This is a genomic window from Halomonas kalidii, from assembly GCF_030010475.1.
In the GTDB taxonomy this organism is placed as follows: domain Bacteria; phylum Pseudomonadota; class Gammaproteobacteria; order Pseudomonadales; family Halomonadaceae; genus Halomonas; species Halomonas heilongjiangensis.
On record NZ_JASCQN010000054.1, the window covers coordinates 139222 to 160121 of the forward strand.

Consider the following 20900-nt stretch of genomic DNA (forward strand, 5'->3'; position numbering starts at 1 on the left):
ATGTCCCAAGACGATCTGCTGTCGCAGGAAGAGATCGACGCCCTGCTCAAGGGCGTCAGCGGCGAGGAAGAGACCACCGCCAGCAGCGCTGACGACTCGCGCATTCGCCCCTATGACCCGGCTACCCAGCACCGGGTCATCCGCGAGCGCCTGCACGCCCTGGACATCATCAACGAGCGCTTCGCGCGCCACTTCCGCATGGGGCTGTTCAACCTGCTGCGGCGCAGCGCCGACATCACCGTGGATGCGGTGCGCTACCAGAGCTACAGCGACTTCTCGCGCAACGTGCCGGTACCGACCAACATCAACATCATCGCCATGAAGCCGCTGCGCGGCTCGGCGCTGATCGTGTTCCCGCCGAGCCTGGTGTTCATGGTGGTGGACAACCTGTTCGGCGGCGACGGCCGTTTCGTGACCAAGTCGGAAGGACGCGAATTCACCAACACCGAGCAACGCATCATCATGCGCCTGCTCAACCTGGCCATCGACGCCTACAGCGAGTCGTGGAAGTCGGTCTATCCGCTCGAGATCGGCTACCTGCGCTCGGAGATGCAATCGAAGTTCGCCAACATCACCAACTCGCCCAACGAGATCGTGGTGACCACCTCCTTCAACCTGGAAGTCGGCAACCTCGCCAGCAACTTCCAGATCTGCATGCCCTACTCGATGATCGAGCCACTGCGCGATCTGCTGGCCAACCCGCTCAACGACGGCCACCACGATCCCGACGGCAGCTGGACGAAGCGCATGGCCGGCGAGATCCGCCACTCCGAGGTGGAACTGGTGGCCGACTTCGCCACCCTTCCCACCCGCATCGCCCACGTCATGGCGCTCAAGGTGGGCGACATCCTGCCCCTGGAGCTGCCGGAGTCGGTCATCGCCCGCGTCGACGGGGTGCCGGTGATGGAGTGCGACTACGGCAGCCAGCACGAGCAACGGGCCCTGCGGGTGATCCGCATGATCGACCACGCCCCGACCACCGCGTCGTCCGACGCCTTCGTCAAGGGGTCGGCGCCGCCATTCAAGGAATCCAAGCATGACTGATCCCAAGAAGCCCGATCAGAGCATCGACGACGACTGGGCCGATGCCATGTTCGAACAGGAGAACGCCGAACAAGAGACGGCCGGGCAACAGCCGGGCGAGGGCCCCGGGGACGACGACCCCTGGGCCGCCGCCATGGCCGAGCAGGCCGCCTCGGAGTCCGGCGACGACACCCCCGACGACGCGCCCGAGCCCGCCAGGGCCAAGGCCGCCGGCGAGAGCGTCTTCCGCCCCCTCGAGCAGGGTCGCGGCAGCGCCGCGGCGCGCGACCTGGAGATGATCATGGATATCCCGGTCAAGCTCGCCGTCGAGCTCGGCCGTACCCGGATCACCATCAAGCAACTGCTCGAGCTGGCCCAGGGCTCGGTGATCGAGCTCGACGGCCTGGCCGGCGAGCCCATGGACATCCTGATCAACGGCTACCTGATCGCCCAGGGAGAGGTGGTGGTGGTCGACGACAAGTACGGCATCCGCATCACCGAGATCATCACCCCCTCCGAGCGCGTGCAGAAACTGAACCGATGAGCGACTCCCCTGCCTCCTCCGGCGGCCTCGACGCCGTGGCCAGCGGCGATGCCCTGATCGGCATGGCCACCCTGGGCAAGACCGCCGCCGCCCTGGCGCTGATCGTGGTGATCATTCTCGTCGCCAGCGCCCTGCTGAAACGCGTCGGGGTGAACCGCCAGGCGCACGGCGGCCGCCTGAGGGTGGTCGGCGGCGCCAGCGTGGGCAACCGCGAGCGGGTGGTGATCGTCCAGGTGGAAGAGACCTGGCTGGTGCTCGGCGTGGGCGGCGGCCAGGTCAGCAAGCTCCACGAGCTCCCCGCCCCGGCGCCGACCGGTGAGACGACGACCGGGGACGGGCCGGCCTTCGCCGAGGGCGACGGCTTCGCGACGCGCTTCGCCAAGGCGCTGAAGCACAACAGCGGGCTGGGGCGAGACGGATCGTGAGCCGCCCCCTTCTTCGCCTGACGGCGGGGCTCGCGGCGCTGCTACTGCTGTGGCCGCCCGGCACGGCCCTGGCCCAGCAGCTCCCCGGCATCGTCAGCCAGCCGCTGGAGGATGGCGGCCAGCAGTGGTCGCTCTCGCTGCAGACGCTGCTGCTGCTGAGCTCCCTGGCCTTCCTGCCGGCCATGCTGCTGATGATGACCGGCTTCACCCGCATCATCATCGTGCTCAGCCTGCTGCGCACCGCCATGGGCACCCAGGCGACACCGCCCAATCAGGTGCTGCTGGGGCTGGCGCTGTTCCTCACCTTCTTCGTCATGGCCCCGGTGTTCAACCTGGTCTACGAGACCGCCTGGCTGCCGCTCACCGCCGAGCAGATCGACTTCGAGGAGTTCCTGCGGCTGGCCCAGGAGCCGTTCCGCGAGTTCATGTTCGGCCAGGTCCGCGAGCCCGACCTGGCGCTGTTCGCCCGCCTCGCCGAGGTGGGGCCGATGCAGGGGCCCGAGGACGTGCCGCTGCGCATCCTGGTGCCGGCCTTCGTCACCAGCGAGCTGAAGACCGCCTTCCAGATCGGCTTCACCATCTTCATCCCCTTCCTGATCATCGACCTGGTGGTGGCCAGCACCCTGATGTCGCTGGGCATGATGATGGTGCCGCCGATCACCATCTCGCTGCCGTTCAAGCTGATGCTGTTCGTGCTGGTCGACGGCTGGCAGCTGATCGTGGGCTCGATGGCGGAGAGTTTCTTCATATGACCGGGAGCGACGCATGACCCCCGAAATGGTGATGGGCCTGGCCTACCAGGGCATGAAGGTGACGCTCTTCCTCGGTGGCCCGCTGCTGCTCACCGCCCTGGTGACCGGCCTCACGGTCAGCCTCTTCCAGGCCGCCACCCAGATCAACGAGATGACCCTGTCGTTCATCCCCAAGATCCTCGGGGTGTTCGTCGTGCTGGTGCTCTCCGGCCCCTGGCTGCTCAAGCTGATCACCGACTTCACCCGCGAGCTGTTCATGAACATCCCGTCGATGGTCTCGTGATGGCGGGAATGTCCTGATGGTGGACGTCACCTTCGCCCAGCTGCAGGGCTGGCTGGTGGCCTTCCTGTGGCCCTTCGCCCGGCTCACCGCCTTCCTGGCGGCCTCGCCGCTGTGGGGGCACTCCAGCGTCCCCCGCCAGGCCAAGGTGGGCCTGGCCGCCCTGGTGACCGTGGTGATCGCCCCCAACCTGCCGACGCCGCCGACCATCGCGGTGCTCTCCTGGGCGGGGCTCGGCATCATGATCGAGCAGGTGCTGATCGGCATCGCCATGGGGATGGTGATGCGCGTCACCTTCGCCGTGGTGCAGGCCACCGGCGAGTTCATCGGCCTGCAGATGGGCCTGGCCTTCGCCACCTTCTTCGATCCCGGCAGCGGCACCAACATGGTGGTGCTGTCGCGCTTCCTCTACATGATCACGCTGCTGATGTTCCTGGCCTTCGACGGCCACCTGATCGTGCTGGAGATCCTGGCCACCAGCTTCGAGACCCTGCCGATCGGCCTGGGCGGCTTCAATCCCGGCGCCTTCGAGATGCTGGCCCGCTACGGCGGCACCATCTTCGTCTCGGGGATGCTGCTGGCCCTGCCGCTGGTGGGCGCGCTGCTGATCATCAACCTGGCGCTGGGCATCCTCAACCGCTCGGCCCCGCAGCTGACGGTGTTCAACATCGGCTTCCCCACCTCGCTGACCGTGGGCCTGGCGCTGATGATGGTGCTGATGACCGATATCGGCCGCTTCCTGCAGGGGCTGTTCGCCCAGGCCATCGACTTCCTGCGCCAGCTCCTCGAGGCCCTGGCGCCGCTCTCGGGCGTCGGCTGAGCGCAAAAAAACCGCCCGGGCGGGGCGCCTGGGCGGGACAAGCGGCCATGGCGGGAGGTAGTCGTGCCCATGGCCGTTGGAACCGGTGTCGGTATCAGCGCAGATAGTCGAAGAGCGACAGCCCCTTGATATCGACGAAGGCCCGCTGGGCCGCCTGCAAGCCCACCTGGCGCAGGCTGTATTCGGAAATCGCCTCGGCATAGTCCAGGTCGACCAGATCCGACATCGTCTGTTCGTAGTTGATCATGCGGTTGTCGCCCACAGCATCCACCACGTCGAGCTCGTTGAGCCGAGCCCCCACCGAGGCGCGCACGGTGAGGACGTTGTCGAGGCCGTTGTCGAGCTCGCGCATCACGGTGTTGAGGGTATTGCGCAGCTCGGCCTTCTCGGCCGGCGTGGTGGTGGGGGTCTCCAGCACCGCCAGGGCCTTCTCGAAGGACACGAACAGGTCGCTGTTCATCGCCTCGGCCTGGCCGACCCGGATCTCGTCGCCCGGCGCCGGGGTGCCGTCCAGGGTGAGACTCAGCCCGCCGAAGGCGATGGGCTGGCCGGCGACGTAGGCACCGTCAGCCGCCACGCTGCCGTCGGCGGCCGTCACCTCGAAGGTCGGGTTGCCGCCACCGTCCTCGTCGAAGGTCAAGGTATAGGTCTCGCCGAAATCGGGATCCGCCGGGTCGGTGACCTGGGGGCCCTTGAAGGTGACATTGCCCGCGTTGTCGCCGGCTTCGGCGATATAGCCCGCCCCGCTGGCCACGCTCTGGAAGATCCTCGCCCCGTTGTCGGCCACCGGCATCAGCCGCGAGGCGTCGATCCGCTGGGCGCGGGTGCTCTGGTCACCGATGTACTCGACCTTGCCGTCGCCATCGCGGATGAAGGGCGGGCTGTCGTCCTTGTAGCCACCGAACAGGTAGCGGCCGTTGCCGTCGGTGGCATTGGCCTGGCCGATCAGCGTCTCGTAGATGCCGCGCAACTCGGAGGCCACCGACTGGCGGTCGGCGTCGCTCAGGGTATCGCTGGCGGCCTGGACCAGCAGCGTCTTGCCGCCGGTGATGGCGTTGCTGACGCTGTTGAGCACGCTCTCGGACTGGGCGAGGGCATTGCGTGCGCTGACCCGGGCGTCGGCGTACTGCTGGGTCACGGCCTGGGCCTGCGAGACGCCCACAGCACGGGAGGCGGCCTGGGGGTCGTCGGAGGGATTGACCACCCGGCGGCCGGAGGCGATCTGCTGACCCACCTTCATGAACTCGCCCTGCTGGCGGTTCATCGACGAGACGCTCTGGTCGAACATGGTGACGGTGCTGATACGCATCGTGTGACTCCCCCGGGATCAGTTGCGCAGGCCGAGAATGGTGTCGAACACCGTCGAGGCGGTATCGATCACCCGGGCATTGGCGGAATAGAACTGCTGGTAGCGCAGCAGGTTGGCGGCCTCCTCGTCGAGGTTGACCCCGGATTCGGACTGCTGAACGGCCCTGAGCTGGTCGGTCAGGCCCTGGCGGGCCTCGAGGTTGACCTGGACGATATTGGTGCGGTTGCCCACGTCGCTGACCAGGCCGGCATAGGCCTGGCTGAGCGAGGCGCGCCCGCCCACCAGCAGCGCGTCCTGGAGGTCCTGCAGCGCCAGGGCATTGCGGTTGTCGCCGCTGCCGGTGAAGACCCAGTCCGCCGGATCGTCGGCGGGGTTGGCCGGCTGGGCCGCGGCGATCTTGTCCAGGTCGCGGAGATTGCTCTCCATGTCGGCCGCGGCGCGGCGCACCGGCTGGATCTCGAAGCGGTCGTTGACCTGCAGGTCGGCCGCGTCGTCGAAGGTCAGCACCACGCCACCGAAGCTCAGCTCACCCTCGGCCGGATCGAAACTCACTTCGTCGGCATCCAGCGCCTGGCCATTGTCCTCGCGGATCACCTGGAACTCCGGCGGGGGGCCGTCGGCGGTGACCCGCACCGTATAGTCGGTGGCCCGCAGGTTCTGGATCTGGGCCGTGTCGAAGCGGGTGGCGCCGATCTCCGCCGTGCCGTTGTTGCGGTCATGGGAGTAGGCGCGCGGTGTGCCGATGGCGAAGAACTCCTCGCCCGGCTCGCCGTTGAGGTCCATGCCCTGGGCGTGCTGCGCGTTGACGCCCACCGCCAGGGAGACGGCCAGCTGGCCGATCTGGTTCTGGGTCTTGTCCAGGGTCTCGGCGCGGAAGTCCATCAGCCCGCCCAGGGCGCCCCCCTTGACGGTGCTCTCCGGCAGGGCGACCAGGTTGCCACCCGAGTCGCGATAGCCAAGCACGGTGCGCTGCGGGTCGCCGGGGGAGTCCATGGCCTCGAGGCGATAGTGGTCGGTGCCGGACACCAGCGGCTGGCCGTTGGGCAGGCTGATGTTGTAGGTCTTGCCGTCCTGGACGTTGAGCCGCACGTCCAGGCGCTCGCTGAGCTCATGGACCAGCTGATCGCGCTGGTTGAGCAGGCCGTTGGGCGCCTCGCCCTGACGGGCACGCGCCAGGGCGATCTCGCGGTTGAGGGTGGCGAGCTGCTCGGTGGTGTTGTAGATCTGGGTGACCTCGTCGGCGATCTGGCCGTTGATGCCCGCCTGCATGTCCTGCAGGTAGCCGTCGAAGGCGCGGAACTGGGCGGTCAGGGTATCGGCAGTGCCGAGCACGCCCTGACGGGCCGCCGGGTCGGAGGGGGCCCCGGCCAGGTCCTCCAGCGCCGAGAAGAAGTGCTGCATCAAGGGCGCCAGCCCGGCCTCGCGATCGGCCAGCAGGTTGTCGATCTGGCTGATCTGGCCCTGGTAGGCGGTCAGCGCACTGGAGCTGCTGGTGGCGGCATTCAACTGGTCGGCCACGTACTGGTTGAACTGGCGCTGGATGTCGTTGACCCGCACCCCGCCGTCGGCACGGCTCTCCCCCAGGAGCACCAGTTCCCGGTTGTAGCCCGGCGTATAGACGTTGCTGATGTTGTTGCTGGTGGTGTTCAGGGCGTTCTGGGCGGCGTTGAGGCCGCTGAGCCCGATGGAGAAAATGCTCATGCTGTCGTTTCCTTAAGCCAATGCTTCCCTTATCGGCAATGCCGGAGAGAACTTGAGGCCTCCGCCGCGCCTCCCGACCGGGCTCAGTAACTGAAGAAGACCAGCGACTCGCCGGCCCGCGGCCCCGTCGGCCCCGTCGGCCCCAGGGTGTCCATCACCGCGATCAGCTTGTCGGCGTAGGCCGGGTCGGTGGCATAGCCGCCGGCCTGGAGCTCCCGGGCCGCCTGCTCGGCACTCGGCGCGGTGGTCACCCGGGCGTAGCGCGGGTTGTCGCCGATCAGCCGGGCATAGTCGGTGAAGGCCGCCTCGAAGGAGTCGTAGACCCGGAAGCTGTCGGTCACCTTCGTGCGCCGGCCGTTCAGGTACTCGTGGGTGGTGACCTCGGTAGTGGCCCCCTCCCAGCCGCTGCCGGCCTTGATGCCGAACAGGTTGTGGCTGTTGCGGCCATCGGCGGTGGCGATCTCGTGGCGTCCCCAGCCGGTCTCCAGGGCCGCCTGGGCGAGGATCAGCTCGGCCGGCACGCCGGTGGTGCGACCGGCCGCCCGGGCCGGGCCGGAGAGCCTGTCGAGGAAGGCCTGGACATGGTCGGGCGGCGCGCCGTCGCTGCCGTCGGCACGGGTCGCCTGTCGTGAGGCCGAGACCGGCTCGCGGCTCACCGCGGCGGCCTGCTCACCGGACGGCACCGCGGCCACCCGATCGAGGAAACCGGCCGGCGCGGTCTCCAGGGCTTCCATGAAGCTGGCGGGTGCCACCGCTTTGTCGTCCGGCGCCATCGGTTCGGGCTCGTCGTCCGCCGCCTCGGGGCGCAGGGCGTCCTGCAGTGGCCGCGGCGCGCCACGGGGGATGCCGGCGATCAGTTCGTCGACGGCGCTGCCTGGCTGCTGCCGCGCCGACACCATGCCGCTGCCCTCGAGCTGGGCCACCAGGCTGTCGGCCAGGCCGATGCCCCGGGACGCCATGGTCTGGGACCACTGCTGGTCGAGCAGCGACTGGTAGAACTCGGTCTGCTTGCTGTCGATCAGTCCGGTGGTGGGCACGGCATCGCGCATGCTCTTGAGCATCATCTGGATGAACAGCGCCTCGAACTGCTGGGCGGCGCCCCGCACCCCGCCGGCGGGGTCCTGGCGGGCGCTGTGCTTGAGGCGGTTGAGGCCCTGCATGTCGAGGGCGAACTGGCCGCCGACGTCTTCCATGCTCATCACAGGATCTCCAGGTCGGCGCGCAGCGAGCCGGCGGCCTTGAGGGCCTCGAGGATTGCCATCAGGTCGTCGGGCGTGGCGCCGAGCACATTCAGCGCGTTGACCACGTCGACCAGGTCGGCGCCCTCCACCATCCGCAGGTAGGCGTCCTGCTGCTGGATCTCGATCTCGCTGTCGGGAACCACCACCGTCTCGCCCTCACCGAAGGGTGCCGGCTGGCTGACCCCGAAACGGGTGTCGATGACGATGGAGAGGTTGCCGTGGGCCACCGCGGCGCGGTGCAGCGTCACCGCGCTGTTCATCACCACCGAGCCGGTACGCGAGTTGAACACCACCCTGGCGGCGGCTTCCATGGGCGTGACCCGGATGTTCTCCACCCGGGCCATGAAGTTGACCCGGGAATTGTCGTTGGCCGGCCCGTCCAGCGCGATCACCCGGCCGTTGCGCGCCGCGGCCACCGGACGCCCGAACTCGTTGTTGATGGCGCTCACCACCCGCTGGGCGGTGCCGAAGTCGGTCTCCTTGAGCTCGAGCTCGAGCAGGCCGCCGTTGGCGCCGAGATCCAGCGCCACCTCGCGCTCGACCATGGCCCCCCCGGCGATGCGCCCGCCGGCCTGCTGGTTGATCTGCACGCTGCTGCCGCCGGCCTCGGCCCCCGCGCCGGCCACCAGCAGGTTGCCCTGGGCGATGGCGTAGGTGTCGCCGTCGGCCCCCTTGAGCGGCGTCATCAGCAGGGTGCCGCCACGCAGGCTGCGGGCGTTGCCGACCGAGGAGACGTTGACGTCGAGCCGCTGGCCGGGGCGCGAGAAGGGCGGCAGGTCGGCGGTGACCATCACCGCCGCCACATTGCGCAGCTGCATGTTGGTCCCCGGCGGCACGGTGATGCCGAGCTGGGAGAGCATGTTGGTGAGGCTCTGGCCGGTGAAGGGCGCCTGCATGGTCTGATCGCCGGTACCGTCGAGCCCCACCACCAGACCGTAGCCCACCAGCACGTTGTCGCGCACCCCGGCGAAGCCGGCGATCTCGCGGATGCGCTCGGCCTGGGCCGGCAGCGCCAGCAAGGCGGCCAGCAGCAGGACGAGCAGCCACGTGACGAGGCGCAGGGAGGAAGCGGTCATGATGGCTCTACTCGTGCTCATGCTGACCCCCGGTCAGAAGGGCGAGATATTGAGGAAGAAGCGCTGCATCCAGCCCAGGTGCTGCGCCTCGTTGATATAGCCGTTGCCCACGTACTCGATGCGCGCATCGGCCACCGAGGTGGAGGGCACCGTGTTCTGGCCGGTGATGGTGCGCGGGTTGACCACCCCCGAGAAGCGGATGAACTCCGCCCCCTGGTTGATGGCGATCTGCTTCTCGCCGCGCACCCGCAGGTTGCCGTTGTGCATCACCTCGAGCACCGAGACGGTGATGGTGCCGGTGAAGCTGTTGTTGGCCTCGGAGCCACCGCCGCCGTTGAAGTCGCTGGTCCCCGAGAGGTCGAAGTCGATCTCGGCGAGCCGCTCGAGGGCGTCGGGCAGCTGGGCCAGGTCGAGGCTCGCCGAGCCGTTGCGATTCATGCTGGACTGCGAGTTCTTGCTGGCGCTGACCTGCTCGTCGAGCACGATGGTCAGGATGTCGCCGACCATGCGCGGGCGCCGATCCTCGAACAGCGGCTGGGCGCCCCGATGGGCCTGGTAGATCGAGCCGTTGGCCAGCCGTGGCGGTGGCGCGGCGATGGCGATCTTCTCCTGCTCGCCGACCACCGAGGCCCGGGGCACCTGGGCACAGCCACCCAGGGCCAGCACTGCCAGCGCCAGCAGCACCATCGCCGGACGCAGGGGGATCCACCGTCTCATCGCGTTCACTCCCGGCCACCAGGCCTTACAGCTGCGCCAGGCGCGCCAGCATCTCGTCGCTGGTCTGTACCGCCTTGCTGTTGATCTCGTAGGCCCGCTGCGTCTGGATCATGCTGACCATCTCCTCCACCACGTTGACGTTGGAGGTCTCCGCGTACTCGTGGAACAGCCGCCCCGCGCCGTTCATGCCCGGCATCGATTCGTTGCGCGGGCCCGAGGAGGTGGTCTCCAGGTAGAGGTTGCCGCCGATGCTCTCGAGCCCGGTCGGGTTGACGAAGGTGGAGAGGGTGATCTGCCCCACCTGCATCGCCTGGGTGGTCCCCGGCTGGGTCACCGAGACGATGCCGTCCTCGCCGACCGAGATCGAGAGGGCGTTGGCGGGGATGATGATCGCCGGCTCCAGCGGGTAGCCGTTGGCGGTGACCATCTGTCCGTTCTCGTCGAGCTGGAAGCTACCGTCGCGGGTATAGGCGGTGGAGCCGTCGGGCATCAGTACCTGGAAGAAGCCGCTGCCGTTGATCGCCAGGTCGCGGGAATTGCCAGTGTGCTCGAGTCCGCCCTGGGTATGCAGCCGCTCGGTGGCCACCGGACGCACGCCGGTACCGACCTGCATGCCGGAAGGCAGCCGGTTCTGCACGTCGTTCTGGGCGCCGGGCTGGCGCAGGTTCTGGTAGAGCAGGTCCTCGAACACCGCCCGGGAGCGCTTGAAGCCGTTGGTGCTGACGTTGGCCAGGTTGTTGGAGATGACGTCCAGCTTGACCTGCTGGGATTCCAGGCCGGTCTTGGCCGTCCAGAGAGACTTGATCATGTCGGGGGTTCCTCTTGCGGGGCGCGCATCAGCCCTGGATCGACAGCAGGTTGTTGGCGCGCTGGGCGTTCTCGTCGGCGGTGCCGATGACCTTCATCTGCATCTCGTAGCGGCGGGCCACGTCGATCATCGCGACCATGGCCTCGATGGCGCCGACGTTGCTGCCCTCCAGGGCGCCGCTGGCGACCCTGGCAGTCTCGTCGGCGGGCAGCGCCGCCACTTCGCCTTCCGGTCCCGGCGCCGGGCGGAACAGGCCATCCTCGCCGCGCCGCAGTGCCGCGTCGGGAGTGACCAGCTTCAGGCGACCGACATCCACCAGGGCATCGGGATCCTCGCCGGGGCCGATGGCGCTCAGCGTGCCGTCGGCGCCTACCGAGACACGCGAGCCCAGCGGCACGATGATCGGTCCCCCTTCGCCCATCACCGGGCGCCCGACCAGCGTGACCAGGCCATCGCCGTCCACCTGCAGGTCGCCACGACGGGTGTAGGCCTCGCCACCGTCCGGGGTCTGCACGGCGAGCCAGGCATTGCCCTCGAGCGCCACGTCGAGCTCGCGCCCCGTGCGCATGACCGGCCCCTGGGAGAAGTCCGATCCCGGCGTGCTGGCCGCCACCGACGTGCGGGTGGCCAGCGCCGCTTCGCCCTGCACCGGCACGGCGCGCATGGCATGCAGCTGGGCACGGAAGCCGGCGGTGTCGACGTTGGCCAGGTTGTGGCTGACCACCGACTGCTGGTCCATGCTCTGCTTGGCGCCGCTCATGGCGGTGTAGAGAATGCGATCCATGGTTCAGGCTCCCGGGTCAGGCGCCTCAGCGCAGGTTGATGGCGGTCTGCAGGAGCTCGTCCTGGGTCTTGATGGTCTGGGAGTTGGCCTGGTAGGCGCGCTGGGAGACGATCATGTCGACCAGCTGCTTGGCCATGTCGACGTTGGAGGTCTCGATGGCCCCCGACTCGATGCTGCCCAGCACCCCGGTCCCCGGTGCCCCCAGCAGTTCCTGGCCCGAGGCGTTGGAGGCGCTCCAGCCGTTGTCACCCGCCGGGTTCAGCCCCTCGGGGTTGCGGAAGTAGGCCAGGGCGATCTGGCCCGCCGGGCGCGACTGCTCGTTGGCGTAGTTGCGCATGATGGTGCCGTCGTTCCGGATGGTGATGCCGACCAGGGCGCCGGAGGTATAGCCGTCCTGGGTCAGGGCGCTGGTGGTGGAGCCGTTGCCGAACTGGGTGGAACCGGCCAGATCGAGGTCGAACGCCAGGTCTTCAGGATCCCCCCCCATGGAGGCGGAGTCGAACATGATTTGCGGGATATTGCCTGGCACGGCAGCGCCACCGCTATCGGTTATTGCATCCAGGGTACCGTTCTGGTTGAACGCTACGCTAAAGTCATTGGCTTGCGTTTCGTCATAAGAGCCATCCATCACTACCTTGGCATCCCAGGTATTGGCGCCGGCCTTCTCGTAATAGACGGTGATATTGCGCGGATTGCCCAGCGAATCGAAGGTGGTGAAGTTATTGGAATAATGGTAGTTCAGCGTCTGGGTACCACCCCCCAGCTCATCGACCTCCACTTGGCTGAGTTCTTCCCCCACTACCTCGCGGGAATCGAGGTTGAGGGTCGTCGCCACCTCGGTGGTGGCGCTGGCCGGCATCTCGTCGGCGGCCACGTTGAGCACCTGGGGCTGGCCGCCGGTCTGCACCTGGCCCTGGGCATTGAGGCCGTAGCCCATGATCCGCGACCCGTTGGCGTTCTCGAGGAAGCCATCCGGCGTCATGCTGAGCTGGCCGTTGCGGGAGTAGACGATCTCGCCGTCCTGCTCGAAGCGGTAGAAGCCCTGGCCCGAGATGGCCAGGTCGAGGTTGCGGTTGGTGGCCTCGAGATTGCCCTCGCTGAAGTCCTGCAGCACCGCCGAGACCCGGGTGCCGAGGCCGACCTTGGAGTTGGCGAAGACATCGGCGAACTGGCTACTCGCCCCCTTGAAGCCCACGGTCTGGGAGTTGGCGATGTTGTTGCCCAGCACGCCAAGGCTGGATTTGGCGGCATTCAGGCCGCTCAGTGCTTGTGAAAAGCTCATCTCTGGTTCCTCTGCCTAGCGGCTTGTCTTGATGGTGGTGCTGCGGATGCGAATCACAGGATCTGCCTGACCTGATCGAGAGTGACCTGGCCATAGACGGCCCCCAGGTCGAGGCGCACGCCGCCGTCGTCATCGGGCGGGGTCACCCCACCGACCACGGCATAGTTGAGGGTCTCGGCCTTCAGGGAGTCGTCTCCCCGGGTGGCCTCGACGCTCACCCGGTAGGCCCCCGGAACGGCGGTGTCGCCCTCGCGGGTCTTGCCGTCCCAGTCGAAGGACTCCACGCCGGCACTCACCGCGCCGATGTCGTAGCGGTTGATCACCTGGCCATCGCTGCCGTGGACGGTGACCCGCACGTTGTCGGCGGACTCCTCGAGCTCGATGCCGAAGGGCGTGGTATGGGCCTCGCCCTCGTCATCCGTTTCGAGCAGGACGCGATCGCCCGGCACCAGCACCCCCTGGCCGATCAGCCCGGTGGCCTGCAGGGTCTGGCCGGCATCGATCTGGCTGGTGATACCGCTCAGGGTCTCGTTGAGCTTCTCGATCCCGCTGACGGTGTTGATCTGGGCCAGTTGGGACGTCATCTCGCTGTTCTCCATGGGATTGAGCGGGTCCTGGTTCTCCAGTTGAGTGATCAGCAGGGTCATGAAGTTGTCGCGCAGATCGGCCGACTGACGGGCATTGGCCTCCGCGGCCGAGCCGGCGTTGACGGTATTGAGAACGTTGCTACCGATCGGAGATGTCATGGGATCAGCCCTCGCCCAGGGTCAGGGTCTTCAGCATCATCTGCTTGCTGGTGTTCATGACCTCGACGTTGGCCTGGTAGGAGCGCGACGCGGAGATCATGTTGACCATCTCGTGCACCGGCTCGACGTTGGGCATGGCCACGTAGCCCTCGTCATCGGCGAGCGGGTGCTCGGGGCGGTACTCCAGGCGCATCGGCGAGGGATCCTCGACCACCTCGCGCACGCCGACACCCCCGATACCCCGGGCGGCGGCGCGGCTCTCGAACATCACCTGCTTGGCCCGGTAGGCCTCGCCGTCCGGCCCGGCCACGCTGTCGGCATTGGCGAGGTTGCTGGCGGTGACGTTCATGCGCTGCGACTGGGCGCTCATCGCCGAGCCGGCGATATCGAACACGGAAAACATCGACATGGGAGAGGCTCCTTGCTCCGGTTGCCTGTCATTCGGGCTGCATGGCCGTCTTGAGGCCCTGGATGCGGCTGTTGAGGATGGTCAGACCGGCCTGGTAGCGCACCGAATTGTCGGCGAACTGGGTGCGCTCGCGATCCATGTCCACGGTATTGCCGTCGAGACTGGGCTGGTCGGGCACGCGGTAGAGCAGGCCGTTGCCGGCCGGGGCGGCCCCCTGGCCGGCGATGTGTCGCTCGGCGGTGCGCGCGAGCGCCAGCCCCTTGCCACCGCTGGATCCGTGCGCCACGGCCTTCTTCAGCTCGCTGGCGAAGTCCATGTCCCGCGCCTTGTAGCCCGGCGTATCGGCGTTGGCGATGTTGCTGGCCAGTACCTTGTGGCGCTGCTGTCGCAGACCCAGGGCCTGCTGATGGAAGTTGAAGGCGGCTTCGAGCTGATCGATCACGACGGCGCTCTCCCTGAATACGGAATTCGTTGACGATGGAGAATAGCCAGCCCGGCGTCATCCCAAAGGGACGAACAACCCCGCATTCCGGGTCCATTTCGACTCTTTCGTCGGCGACCACTTCGCTAGAATGCTCCTGGCGACCCCCCGACCCTCGCGAGCACGCCATGACCGATGCCACCCACCGCCGCCCCTCCCGCCTTTCCACGAGGCTGCTCGGTGCCTGCCTGGCGCTGGCCTTGCTGCTTGCCCATCAGCCGACCCGGGCGGACGACGCCTTGATGGCCGGGGTGCATGCCTTCCTCTACGAGCAGGCGCAGGCTCATGGCGAAGACGTGGTCATCGAGGTGCGTCCGCCCTCCGCCCGCCTGCCGGCCTGCGAGGCACCGCAGCCCTTCCTGACCCATGCCTCCCAACCGGTGCTCGGCAGGGTCTCGGTGGGAGTGCGTTGCGGGGCCGAGGGCCGGCAGGTGCGCTACCTGCAGGCGGAAGTGGGGGTGATCGGCGACTACCCGGTCGCGGCGCGCGAGATCGCGCCCGGCACCGCCATCACCGCCGACCTGCTGGAGACCCGCCGCGGCGACCTGAGCCGGCTGCCACGTCAGGCGGTGGTCGACGAGGCGGAGGTGCTCGGCCAGGTCGCCCGTCGGCCGCTGGCCGCCGGCTCGCCGTTGCAGGCCCATCAGTTCCAGGCTCGCGCCCTGGTCGAACGCGGCCAGAAGGTGACGGTCGAAGCGCAAGGACCGAGCTTTCGCGTGACCCGCGAAGGCGAGGCGCTGGAGCCCGGCGGCGAAGGCGAGCGGGTGAGGGTGCGCTTCACCAACCGTGAACTGGTCACCGCCACGGTCATCGGTGACGCCCGGCTCGCCGTGGACTTCTGAGCCTCCCTTGGCTAGGCTGCCAGCCACGACGCGGCAGGCCTAAAGTTTCCGGCGAGGCGGCCGATAGTCCGGTCAAGCACCCAGGAACCCGCTTGCGGGACTCACTGTCTGGACTCACTTCCTGGACACAGGCACCGGTCACGAGGCAACCATCTTGAAGATCGACAACCAGAACCCGCCGATCCACCCCGGTCAGACGCAGCAGCGCGACGAGGCCCAGAAGGTCAAGGGCCCGAACCCGGCGAGCGGCCAGGCTGCCGGTCCGGCGGCGACGACCCACCTGAGCCGACATGCGGCCGACGGCAGCCAGGACATCGACACCGCGCGGGTCGAGGAGATTCGCGAGGCGATCCGCGAAGGGCGCCTGGAGATCCGCGCCGAGCGGATCGCCGATGGCCTGATCGCCAATGTGCGCGAGATGCTGGGGAAAGACGAGGCATGAGCCTGGCACGACTGCTGAACGACCAGCGGGAGCGGCTCGCCACCCTCGTCGTGCTGCTCGAGGAAGAGCTCGAGGCGCTCACCGTCGGGCAGATCGACGGCAACCGACTGGCACGGATCGCGGCGGAGAAGCAGGCCCTGCTCGCCGAGCTCGAGCGCAGGGAGCAGCTGCGCCGCCAGGTCCAGCGGCGCCTGGGCTACCGCGACGGCCACCAGGGCGCCCGGGAAGCGGCCAGCGATGCCGATTGCCTGGCGGGCTGGGACGCCACCCTCGACGCGACCGAGCGCGCCGACCGCCTCAATGGCCTGGCCGGCCAGCTGCTGGCCATGCGCCTGTCGCACAACCAGCGCATGCTCGATTTCATCCATGCGGTGTCGGAGAAGACCCTCTACGACCCCCGCGGCCGCCCCGGCCGCCAGCCGGGGCGGCTCAACGCCTCGGCCTGATTGCCCCGTCACGCCTGCGCCGCGTGCCAGGTCGCCAGCTCGGCGACGCCCAACGGTGGCGAGAAGAGATTGCCCTGCATCGCGGCGAAATCCAGCCCGCGAACGACCTCCAGCTGAGCCTGGGTCTCGACGCCCACCACCACGGCCTGCACCCCCAGCGCCGCCAGGCATGACGCCAGTGCCACCAGGGTGCGATCGGCATTGGGACGGCGGCCGAGCCCGCTGACCAGCCGGCGGCTGACCTTGGCGCGGCCGACCGGCAGCGCCGAGAGCTGGAAGAGGTCGAGGGGGTCGCAGCCCAGTTCGTCGGCCACCAGGCGGACACCCAGCGGCCCGAGCCGCTTGAGCAGGTGGGCATGGGCCTCGCCCCTGGCCGCCAGGCCGGCACCCTCGATCTCCAGCGAGAGCCAGGAGAGATCCTCCCCCTGCTGGCGCAGGAAGTGATCCAGCGGGCGACTGTCGAAGACCGACTGCTCCAGCATCGCCACGTCGATGTTCACCGATACCCCGAGGGAGGCCAGCGGCGAGCCCTCCTCCCGCCACTGGCGATGCTGGAGGATGACCCGCTCCAGGACCCAGCGATCCAGCCGGATCAACTGCCCCATCGCGGCGGCCTCGGGCAGGAAGTCGCGAGGATGCAGCAGGCCGCGGCGAGGGTGCTGCCAGCGTACCAGGGCCTCCAGTCCCTGGCAGGTCCCGCCGAGGGGATCGACCTGGGGCTGGTAGACGATGTGGAAGTGCTTGCCCGGCGCCAGCAACGCCTCGAGTAGCTGGCGACGGAAGGCCTCCTGCTCCTCGAGGTGGCGCCGCAGACGGACATCGAAGAAATCGTGGCGACCGGGCCCCGCCTTGCCGGCCCGGGACAGCGCCTCTGCGGCCCGGGCCATCAACTCCTCGTCATCCTCACCGTCCTCGGGATAGCGGGCGATGCCGATGGAAGTGGTCAACAGCAACGGCCGGTCGGCGGCATCGAAGGGGGCGTCCATCGCCTCGAGGAAGCGCTGGGCGGCGACCTGGAGACTCTGCGGCGAGACCGGGTGCTCGATCAGCACACCCCAGCGGGCCCAGCCCAGGCGCGCCACGCTGTCCTCGCCCCGAAAGGTCTGTTCGATACGCCGGGACACCTGACGCTCCAGTCCGCGGGCAACCGCCGGCCCGACGCGCCCGGGCAACGCCACGTGGCCGTCGAGTTCGATCACCAACAGGGCGAGCCCCTGGTCGAGGCGGTCGGCCCGCTCCATGGCGTGGACGAGGCGATCCCGGAACAGCCAGGCGCTGGCCAGGCCAGTGAGGGCGTCCCCCGCCATGGCTTCGTCCAGCGCCACCAGGGTCAGCAGTCTCGACTTCCCGTCGTCCAGCGGTTGCACGATGACCAGCAGCTCACGGGCGACGCCCGAGGGGTCGTCGAGCTCGAGCGTATGCCATGCCGACGACGCCTCGTCCGCCAGCGCCACCGGCAGCGGCTCGGCGATCGGCCGGCCGCGCATGGCCTTGAGCGACCGCCCTGTCAGGGCACAGAACCGCAGGTTGGCGATCTGGAGCAGGCCACGCCCATCGACCACGGCCAGGCCCACCGGCGCTCGCTCGAAGGCCAGTGCCGACTGCCCCATCGGGTGTGCTGCAACGCGACCGCCGGGAGGCGAAAAGGGGCCTGATGGCGGCCCGGAGGCGTCGACGGCCATGGTGGTCTCCTGGAATAGCAGGTGGCATCCGGACTTATCTGAAAACTGCCTCCATTCGTCGACCTTTCAGACACAGCCTAACTGTACATAGTTTCGGCCTCGATAGGGGAAACTTGACGATGCCTTGCATCTTTTCCCGGCGTGGAGCAACTCGCCCCGAACGACGTCGCCCCCGCCGGCGTGGCCGGAGGGGGCGCAGTGACCGCCGTGGCGGCCACGAGCCGGGGTGTCGTCAGCTTCGAATGAGATGATCGAAGGCGCCCAGCGCGGCCTTGGAACCCTCGCCCATGGCGATGACGATCTGCTTGTAGGGCACGGTGGTGACATCGCCGGCGGCGAAGATACCGGGAACCGAGGTCATGCCGCGCTCGTCGGTGATGATCTCGCCGCGCTCGGAGAGTTCCACCGGAGAGCCCTCGAGCCACTCGGTGTTGGGCACCAGGCCGATCTGCACGAAGACACCCTCGAGGTCGAGCCTGTGGCGCTCGCCGCTGGCGCGATCCTCGTAGGTCAGGCCGTTGACGCGGGTACCGTCGCCGTTCACCTCGGAGGTCTTCGCACCGGTGATGACCTCGACATTGGGCAGGCTCCTGAGCTTCTTCTGCAGCACCGCATCGGCGCGCAGCTCATCCATGAACTCGATCAGGGTGACCTCGGCGACCAGGCCGGCCAGGTCGATGGCCGCCTCGACGCCGGAGTTGCCGCCACCGATCACCGCCACCCGCTTGCCCTTGAACAGCGGGCCGTCGCAGTGCGGGCAGTAGGCCACGCCGCGGTTGCGGTACTCGGCCTCGCCGGGCACGCCCAGCTCACGCCAGCGGGCACCGGTGGCCAGGATCAGGGTCCTGCTCGACAGCGTGGCCCCGGATTCGAACTGCACCCGGTGCTCGCCGCCGGGCCGGGCGGCCGGCACCAGCGTGACCGCACGCTGCAGGTTCATGATATCGACGTCGTACTGCTTGACGTGCTCCTCCAGGGCCGCGGCCAGCTTGGGCCCCTCGGTCTGCTGCACGGAGATGAAGTTCTCGATCGCCAGGGTGTCGAGCACCTGGCCGCCGAATCGCTCGGCGGCGACACCGGTGCGGATGCCCTTGCGCGCCGCATACACGGCCGCCGCGGCGCCGGCCGGGCCACCGCCCACCACCAGCACGTCGAAGGCGGACTTGTCGTTGAGCCTGGCGGCCTCGCGCTTGGCGGCACCGGTATCGACCCTGGCCAGGATCTGCTCGAGGCTCATGCGGCCCTGGTCGAAGGGCTCGCCGTTCAGGTAGATGCTCGGCACCGACATCACCTGGCGCTCTTCCACCTCGTCCTGGAACAGCGCGCCGTCGATGGCCACGTGATGGACGTCGGGGTTGAGGATCGCCATCAGGTTCAGCGCCTGCACCACGTCCGGGCAGTTCTGGCAGGAGAGCGAGTAGTAGGTCTCGAAGCGCAGCTCGCCCTCGAGGCCCTTGATCTGGTCGATCACCTCGTCGCTTGCCTTGGGCGGATGACCGCCGACCTGCAGCAGCGCCAGCACCAGGGAGGTGAACTCATGGCCCATGGGGATGCCGGCGAAGACCAGGCCGGTCTCCTCCCCCGGGCGGTTGAGTGCGAACGACGGCTTGCGCGGATCGGTGCCGTCGGTACGCAGGGAAATCTTGTCGGTCAGGCCGACGATGTCGGTGAGCAGACTATGCAGCTCTTCAGACTTGGCGCCGTCATCGAGGGAGGCGACGATCTCGAACGGCTGGGTGACCTTTTCCAGATAGGCTTTGAGCTGGCTTTTCAGATTGTCGTCCAACATGACAGCGGTTTCCTTCATGTTCGGTAAGCGTGGTCTCGGGGAACCATGGTCACGAGCTGCCCATGACGACACCCTCGGAGGGGTCGCGCAGACGGCATCGGGACGCGAAACGGGTACCCGGGCGGAAGCCGCCCGGGTAGAGGACGGGCGAGGCCGGGGGACGGCCTCGCGGCGGGTCGTCGATCGCTTAGATCTTGCCGACCAGGTCCAGGGACGGTGCCAGGGTGGCTTCGCCTTCCTGCCACTTGGCGGGGCAGACCTCGTTCGGGTTGGCAGCCACGTACTGGGCGGCCTTGACCTTGCGCAGCAGTTCCTCGGCGTTGCGGCCGATGTTGCCGGCGTTGATCTCGACGATCTGGATCTTGCCTTCCGGGTCGATCACGAAGGTGCCACGCTCGGCCAAGCCGGCGTCCTCGATCAGCACTTCGAAGTTGCGCGAGATGGCCAGGGTCGGGTCGGCCAGCATCGGGTACTGGATCTTGTTGATGGTCTCGGAGCTGTCGTGCCACGCCTTGTGGGTGAAGTGGGTGTCGGTGGAGACGCCGTAGACCTCGACGCCCAGCTTCTTGAACTCCTCGTAGTTGTCTGCCAGGTCACCCAGCTCGGTGGGGCAGACGAAGGTGAAGTCGGCCGGATAGAAGAAGAAGACGTTCCACTTGCCCTTCAGGCTCGCTTCGGTGACGTCGATGAACTCGCCATTGTGGAAGGCGGTGGCTTTGAACGGCTTGACTTCGGTATTGATCAGGGACATCGCGTGGATCACTCCTTGATGGGTGGGGGGTGGATCAGGATACGGGGGCCATGGTAGCCCCTTTTGGCCGATGGGCTAAATTGAATGGCGACATGGAGGCGATAGGCGGCGCCTATGCCACGCCATTCCCTGGCACGACACCGATACCGGGGACGTGCCTCAGCGGCCCTCGGGGCGCGCATGGCGGCGCCCCGCGAAGCCATCGAACCTATCAGCCGGTCACCAGGAAATCCAGCCCCGGCGCCACACCGCCCTCGGCTCCACCCCTCCCCGTGGAGAGCAGGTACCGGGGCCGTTTCCGGCACCCCATGCAAAGACGAAGGGCCTGCGATCTCTCGCAGGCCCTTGGAATTGGCGCGCCCGGCAGGACTTGAACCTGCGACCCTCGGCTTCGGAGGCCGATACTCTATCCAGCTGAGCTACGGGCGCTTGTCGCCCGCGACGAAGGCGTCGTCGAGCGGTCCACATCCTACCCGGCTGCCCCCCTCCTGTCCAGCGAGAGCCCAGCAGGACCAGGAACATGCGGCCAAAGTCATTGGCGGCGACATTT

General features: G+C 68.0%; 23 protein-coding genes and 1 tRNA gene. 9 read left to right on the forward strand and 15 right to left on the reverse strand.

Translation table 11 applies throughout. From position 1 onward, the window contains the following. The 6 genes from fliM to fliR are packed head-to-tail and all read left to right on the forward strand — an operon-like array spanning nucleotide 1 to nucleotide 3844. Nucleotides 1-1044 carry a flagellar motor switch protein FliM gene (gene fliM, locus QLQ85_RS21155; RefSeq protein ID WP_282722601.1) on the forward strand — a complete coding sequence of 348 codons (1044 nt, stop codon included), beginning with the start codon at nucleotides 1-3 and terminating at the stop codon, nucleotides 1042-1044. Next, nucleotides 1037-1567 carry a flagellar motor switch protein FliN gene (gene fliN, locus QLQ85_RS21160; protein WP_282740813.1) on the forward strand — a complete coding sequence of 177 codons (531 nt, stop codon included), beginning with the start codon at nucleotides 1037-1039 and terminating at the stop codon, nucleotides 1565-1567. Before fliM ends, fliN begins: the two co-directional genes overlap by 8 nt. After that, nucleotides 1564-1992 carry a flagellar biosynthetic protein FliO gene (gene fliO / locus QLQ85_RS21165; protein WP_282740814.1) on the forward strand — a complete coding sequence of 143 codons (429 nt, stop codon included), beginning with the start codon at nucleotides 1564-1566 and terminating at the stop codon, nucleotides 1990-1992. The genes fliN and fliO overlap by 4 nt, the downstream gene beginning before the upstream one ends. Before the next feature lie 17 nt (nucleotides 1993-2009). Further along, nucleotides 2010-2744: a flagellar type III secretion system pore protein FliP gene (gene fliP / locus QLQ85_RS21170; RefSeq protein WP_407650435.1), complete on the forward strand. Its 735-nt coding sequence runs from the start codon at nucleotides 2010-2012 to the stop codon at nucleotides 2742-2744. 13 nt (nucleotides 2745-2757) lie between these two features. Continuing rightward, nucleotides 2758-3027, forward strand: coding sequence for a flagellar biosynthesis protein FliQ (fliQ, locus tag QLQ85_RS21175; protein ID WP_282740815.1), 270 nt, complete (start codon nucleotides 2758-2760; stop codon nucleotides 3025-3027). 16 nt (nucleotides 3028-3043) lie between these two features. Next, entirely contained in the window at nucleotides 3044-3844 is an 801-nt protein-coding gene (gene fliR / locus QLQ85_RS21180; RefSeq protein ID WP_282740816.1) for a flagellar biosynthetic protein FliR, read from the forward strand. Between the two features lie 94 nt (nucleotides 3845-3938). Here the strand turns inward: fliR and flgL are convergent, their stop codons facing one another. The 11 genes from flgL to flgB all read right to left on the reverse strand — a co-directional run bounded on the left by flgL (nucleotide 3939) and on the right by flgB (nucleotide 14359). Further along, the gene (gene flgL / locus QLQ85_RS21185) at nucleotides 3939-5153 is read right to left on the reverse strand and encodes a flagellar hook-associated protein FlgL (protein ID WP_282740817.1); all 1215 of its coding nucleotides are present in this window, start codon (nucleotides 5151-5153) and stop codon (nucleotides 3939-3941) included. Nucleotides 5154-5171: 18 nt separating this feature from the next. Continuing rightward, the gene (flgK, locus tag QLQ85_RS21190; protein ID WP_282740818.1) at nucleotides 5172-6854 is read right to left on the reverse strand and encodes a flagellar hook-associated protein FlgK; all 1683 of its coding nucleotides are present in this window, start codon (nucleotides 6852-6854) and stop codon (nucleotides 5172-5174) included. An 83-nt stretch (nucleotides 6855-6937) separates the two neighbouring features. Then, on the reverse strand, nucleotides 6938-8053 hold the full coding sequence (flgJ, locus tag QLQ85_RS21195) for a flagellar assembly peptidoglycan hydrolase FlgJ (RefSeq protein WP_282740819.1): 1116 nt from the start codon (nucleotides 8051-8053) through the stop codon (nucleotides 6938-6940). Next, nucleotides 8053-9171: a flagellar basal body P-ring protein FlgI gene (locus tag QLQ85_RS21200; RefSeq protein WP_282740820.1), complete on the reverse strand. Its 1119-nt coding sequence runs from the start codon at nucleotides 9169-9171 to the stop codon at nucleotides 8053-8055. The genes flgJ and QLQ85_RS21200 overlap by 1 nt, the downstream gene beginning before the upstream one ends. Before the next feature lie 33 nt (nucleotides 9172-9204). After that, the gene (locus tag QLQ85_RS21205) at nucleotides 9205-9888 is read right to left on the reverse strand and encodes a flagellar basal body L-ring protein FlgH (protein WP_282740821.1); all 684 of its coding nucleotides are present in this window, start codon (nucleotides 9886-9888) and stop codon (nucleotides 9205-9207) included. A 25-nt stretch (nucleotides 9889-9913) separates the two neighbouring features. Then, the gene (flgG, locus tag QLQ85_RS21210; protein WP_282722591.1) at nucleotides 9914-10696 is read right to left on the reverse strand and encodes a flagellar basal-body rod protein FlgG; all 783 of its coding nucleotides are present in this window, start codon (nucleotides 10694-10696) and stop codon (nucleotides 9914-9916) included. Between the two features lie 28 nt (nucleotides 10697-10724). Further along, entirely contained in the window at nucleotides 10725-11480 is a 756-nt protein-coding gene (locus QLQ85_RS21215) for a flagellar basal body rod protein FlgF (RefSeq protein ID WP_282740822.1), read from the reverse strand. A 25-nt stretch (nucleotides 11481-11505) separates the two neighbouring features. Further along, nucleotides 11506-12762, reverse strand: a complete 1257-nt coding sequence (gene flgE, locus QLQ85_RS21220; RefSeq protein ID WP_282740823.1) for a flagellar hook protein FlgE — start codon at nucleotides 12760-12762, stop codon at nucleotides 11506-11508. A gap of 53 nt (nucleotides 12763-12815) precedes the next feature. Next, nucleotides 12816-13508, reverse strand: coding sequence for a flagellar hook assembly protein FlgD (flgD, locus tag QLQ85_RS21225; protein WP_282722588.1), 693 nt, complete (start codon nucleotides 13506-13508; stop codon nucleotides 12816-12818). A gap of 4 nt (nucleotides 13509-13512) precedes the next feature. Then, a complete protein-coding gene (gene flgC, locus QLQ85_RS21230) occupies nucleotides 13513-13917 on the reverse strand; it encodes a flagellar basal body rod protein FlgC (RefSeq protein ID WP_282722587.1) in 405 nt (134 codons plus the stop codon). Between the two features lie 28 nt (nucleotides 13918-13945). Further along, on the reverse strand, nucleotides 13946-14359 hold the full coding sequence (gene flgB, locus QLQ85_RS21235; RefSeq protein WP_282740824.1) for a flagellar basal body rod protein FlgB: 414 nt from the start codon (nucleotides 14357-14359) through the stop codon (nucleotides 13946-13948). 167 nt (nucleotides 14360-14526) lie between these two features. Here flgB and flgA point away from each other — a divergent pair, with 167 nt between their 5' ends. The 3 genes from flgA to QLQ85_RS21250 all read left to right on the forward strand — a co-directional run bounded on the left by flgA (nucleotide 14527) and on the right by QLQ85_RS21250 (nucleotide 16128). Continuing rightward, on the forward strand, nucleotides 14527-15240 hold the full coding sequence (gene flgA / locus QLQ85_RS21240; protein ID WP_282740825.1) for a flagellar basal body P-ring formation chaperone FlgA: 714 nt from the start codon (nucleotides 14527-14529) through the stop codon (nucleotides 15238-15240). A gap of 154 nt (nucleotides 15241-15394) precedes the next feature. Continuing rightward, the gene (flgM, locus tag QLQ85_RS21245; RefSeq protein ID WP_282740826.1) at nucleotides 15395-15682 is read left to right on the forward strand and encodes a flagellar biosynthesis anti-sigma factor FlgM; all 288 of its coding nucleotides are present in this window, start codon (nucleotides 15395-15397) and stop codon (nucleotides 15680-15682) included. Beyond that, nucleotides 15679-16128 (forward strand): flagella synthesis protein FlgN, encoded by a 450-nt coding sequence (locus QLQ85_RS21250; RefSeq protein WP_282740827.1) that lies wholly within the window; start codon nucleotides 15679-15681, stop codon nucleotides 16126-16128. The genes flgM and QLQ85_RS21250 overlap by 4 nt, the downstream gene beginning before the upstream one ends. Before the next feature lie 8 nt (nucleotides 16129-16136). Here the strand turns inward: QLQ85_RS21250 and QLQ85_RS21255 are convergent, their stop codons facing one another. The 4 genes from QLQ85_RS21255 to QLQ85_RS21270 form a co-directional block, all read right to left on the reverse strand. Continuing rightward, a complete protein-coding gene (locus QLQ85_RS21255) occupies nucleotides 16137-17810 on the reverse strand; it encodes an EAL domain-containing protein (RefSeq protein ID WP_282740828.1) in 1674 nt (557 codons plus the stop codon). Nucleotides 17811-18042: 232 nt separating this feature from the next. Beyond that, the gene (ahpF, locus tag QLQ85_RS21260) at nucleotides 18043-19599 is read right to left on the reverse strand and encodes an alkyl hydroperoxide reductase subunit F (RefSeq protein WP_282740829.1); all 1557 of its coding nucleotides are present in this window, start codon (nucleotides 19597-19599) and stop codon (nucleotides 18043-18045) included. Nucleotides 19600-19786: 187 nt separating this feature from the next. Then, a complete protein-coding gene (gene ahpC / locus QLQ85_RS21265; RefSeq protein ID WP_282740830.1) occupies nucleotides 19787-20350 on the reverse strand; it encodes an alkyl hydroperoxide reductase subunit C in 564 nt (187 codons plus the stop codon). Between the two features lie 352 nt (nucleotides 20351-20702). Continuing rightward, a tRNA-Arg gene (locus tag QLQ85_RS21270) sits at nucleotides 20703-20779 on the reverse strand. Nucleotides 20780-20900: the final 121 nt, after the last annotated feature.

What these genes read in the sequence shown, in the direction of transcription:
- fliM (WP_282722601.1), top strand. Translation starts at nt 1, where the DNA reads ATGTCCCAAGACGATCTGCTGTCGCAGGAAGAGATCGACGCCCTGCTC.
- fliN (WP_282740813.1), top strand. Translation starts at nt 1,037, where the DNA reads ATGACTGATCCCAAGAAGCCCGATCAGAGCATCGACGACGACTGGGCC.
- fliO (WP_282740814.1), top strand. Translation starts at nt 1,564, where the DNA reads ATGAGCGACTCCCCTGCCTCCTCCGGCGGCCTCGACGCCGTGGCCAGC.
- fliQ (WP_282740815.1), top strand. Translation starts at nt 2,758, where the DNA reads ATGACCCCCGAAATGGTGATGGGCCTGGCCTACCAGGGCATGAAGGTG.
- fliR (WP_282740816.1), top strand. Translation starts at nt 3,044, where the DNA reads ATGGTGGACGTCACCTTCGCCCAGCTGCAGGGCTGGCTGGTGGCCTTC.
- flgL (WP_282740817.1), bottom strand. Translation starts at nt 5,153, where the DNA reads ATGCGTATCAGCACCGTCACCATGTTCGACCAGAGCGTCTCGTCGATG.
- flgK (WP_282740818.1), bottom strand. Translation starts at nt 6,854, where the DNA reads ATGAGCATTTTCTCCATCGGGCTCAGCGGCCTCAACGCCGCCCAGAAC.
- flgJ (WP_282740819.1), bottom strand. Translation starts at nt 8,053, where the DNA reads ATGAGCATGGAAGACGTCGGCGGCCAGTTCGCCCTCGACATGCAGGGC.
- QLQ85_RS21200 (WP_282740820.1), bottom strand. Translation starts at nt 9,171, where the DNA reads ATGACCGCTTCCTCCCTGCGCCTCGTCACGTGGCTGCTCGTCCTGCTG.
- QLQ85_RS21205 (WP_282740821.1), bottom strand. Translation starts at nt 9,888, where the DNA reads ATGAGACGGTGGATCCCCCTGCGTCCGGCGATGGTGCTGCTGGCGCTG.
- flgG (WP_282722591.1), bottom strand. Translation starts at nt 10,696, where the DNA reads ATGATCAAGTCTCTCTGGACGGCCAAGACCGGCCTGGAATCCCAGCAG.
- QLQ85_RS21215 (WP_282740822.1), bottom strand. Translation starts at nt 11,480, where the DNA reads ATGGATCGCATTCTCTACACCGCCATGAGCGGCGCCAAGCAGAGCATG.
- flgE (WP_282740823.1), bottom strand. Translation starts at nt 12,762, where the DNA reads ATGAGCTTTTCACAAGCACTGAGCGGCCTGAATGCCGCCAAATCCAGC.
- flgD (WP_282722588.1), bottom strand. Translation starts at nt 13,508, where the DNA reads ATGACATCTCCGATCGGTAGCAACGTTCTCAATACCGTCAACGCCGGC.
- flgC (WP_282722587.1), bottom strand. Translation starts at nt 13,917, where the DNA reads ATGTCGATGTTTTCCGTGTTCGATATCGCCGGCTCGGCGATGAGCGCC.
- flgA (WP_282740825.1), top strand. Translation starts at nt 14,527, where the DNA reads ATGACCGATGCCACCCACCGCCGCCCCTCCCGCCTTTCCACGAGGCTG.
- QLQ85_RS21250 (WP_282740827.1), top strand. Translation starts at nt 15,679, where the DNA reads ATGAGCCTGGCACGACTGCTGAACGACCAGCGGGAGCGGCTCGCCACC.
- QLQ85_RS21255 (WP_282740828.1), bottom strand. Translation starts at nt 17,810, where the DNA reads ATGGCCGTCGACGCCTCCGGGCCGCCATCAGGCCCCTTTTCGCCTCCC.
- ahpF (WP_282740829.1), bottom strand. Translation starts at nt 19,599, where the DNA reads ATGTTGGACGACAATCTGAAAAGCCAGCTCAAAGCCTATCTGGAAAAG.
- ahpC (WP_282740830.1), bottom strand. Translation starts at nt 20,350, where the DNA reads ATGTCCCTGATCAATACCGAAGTCAAGCCGTTCAAAGCCACCGCCTTC.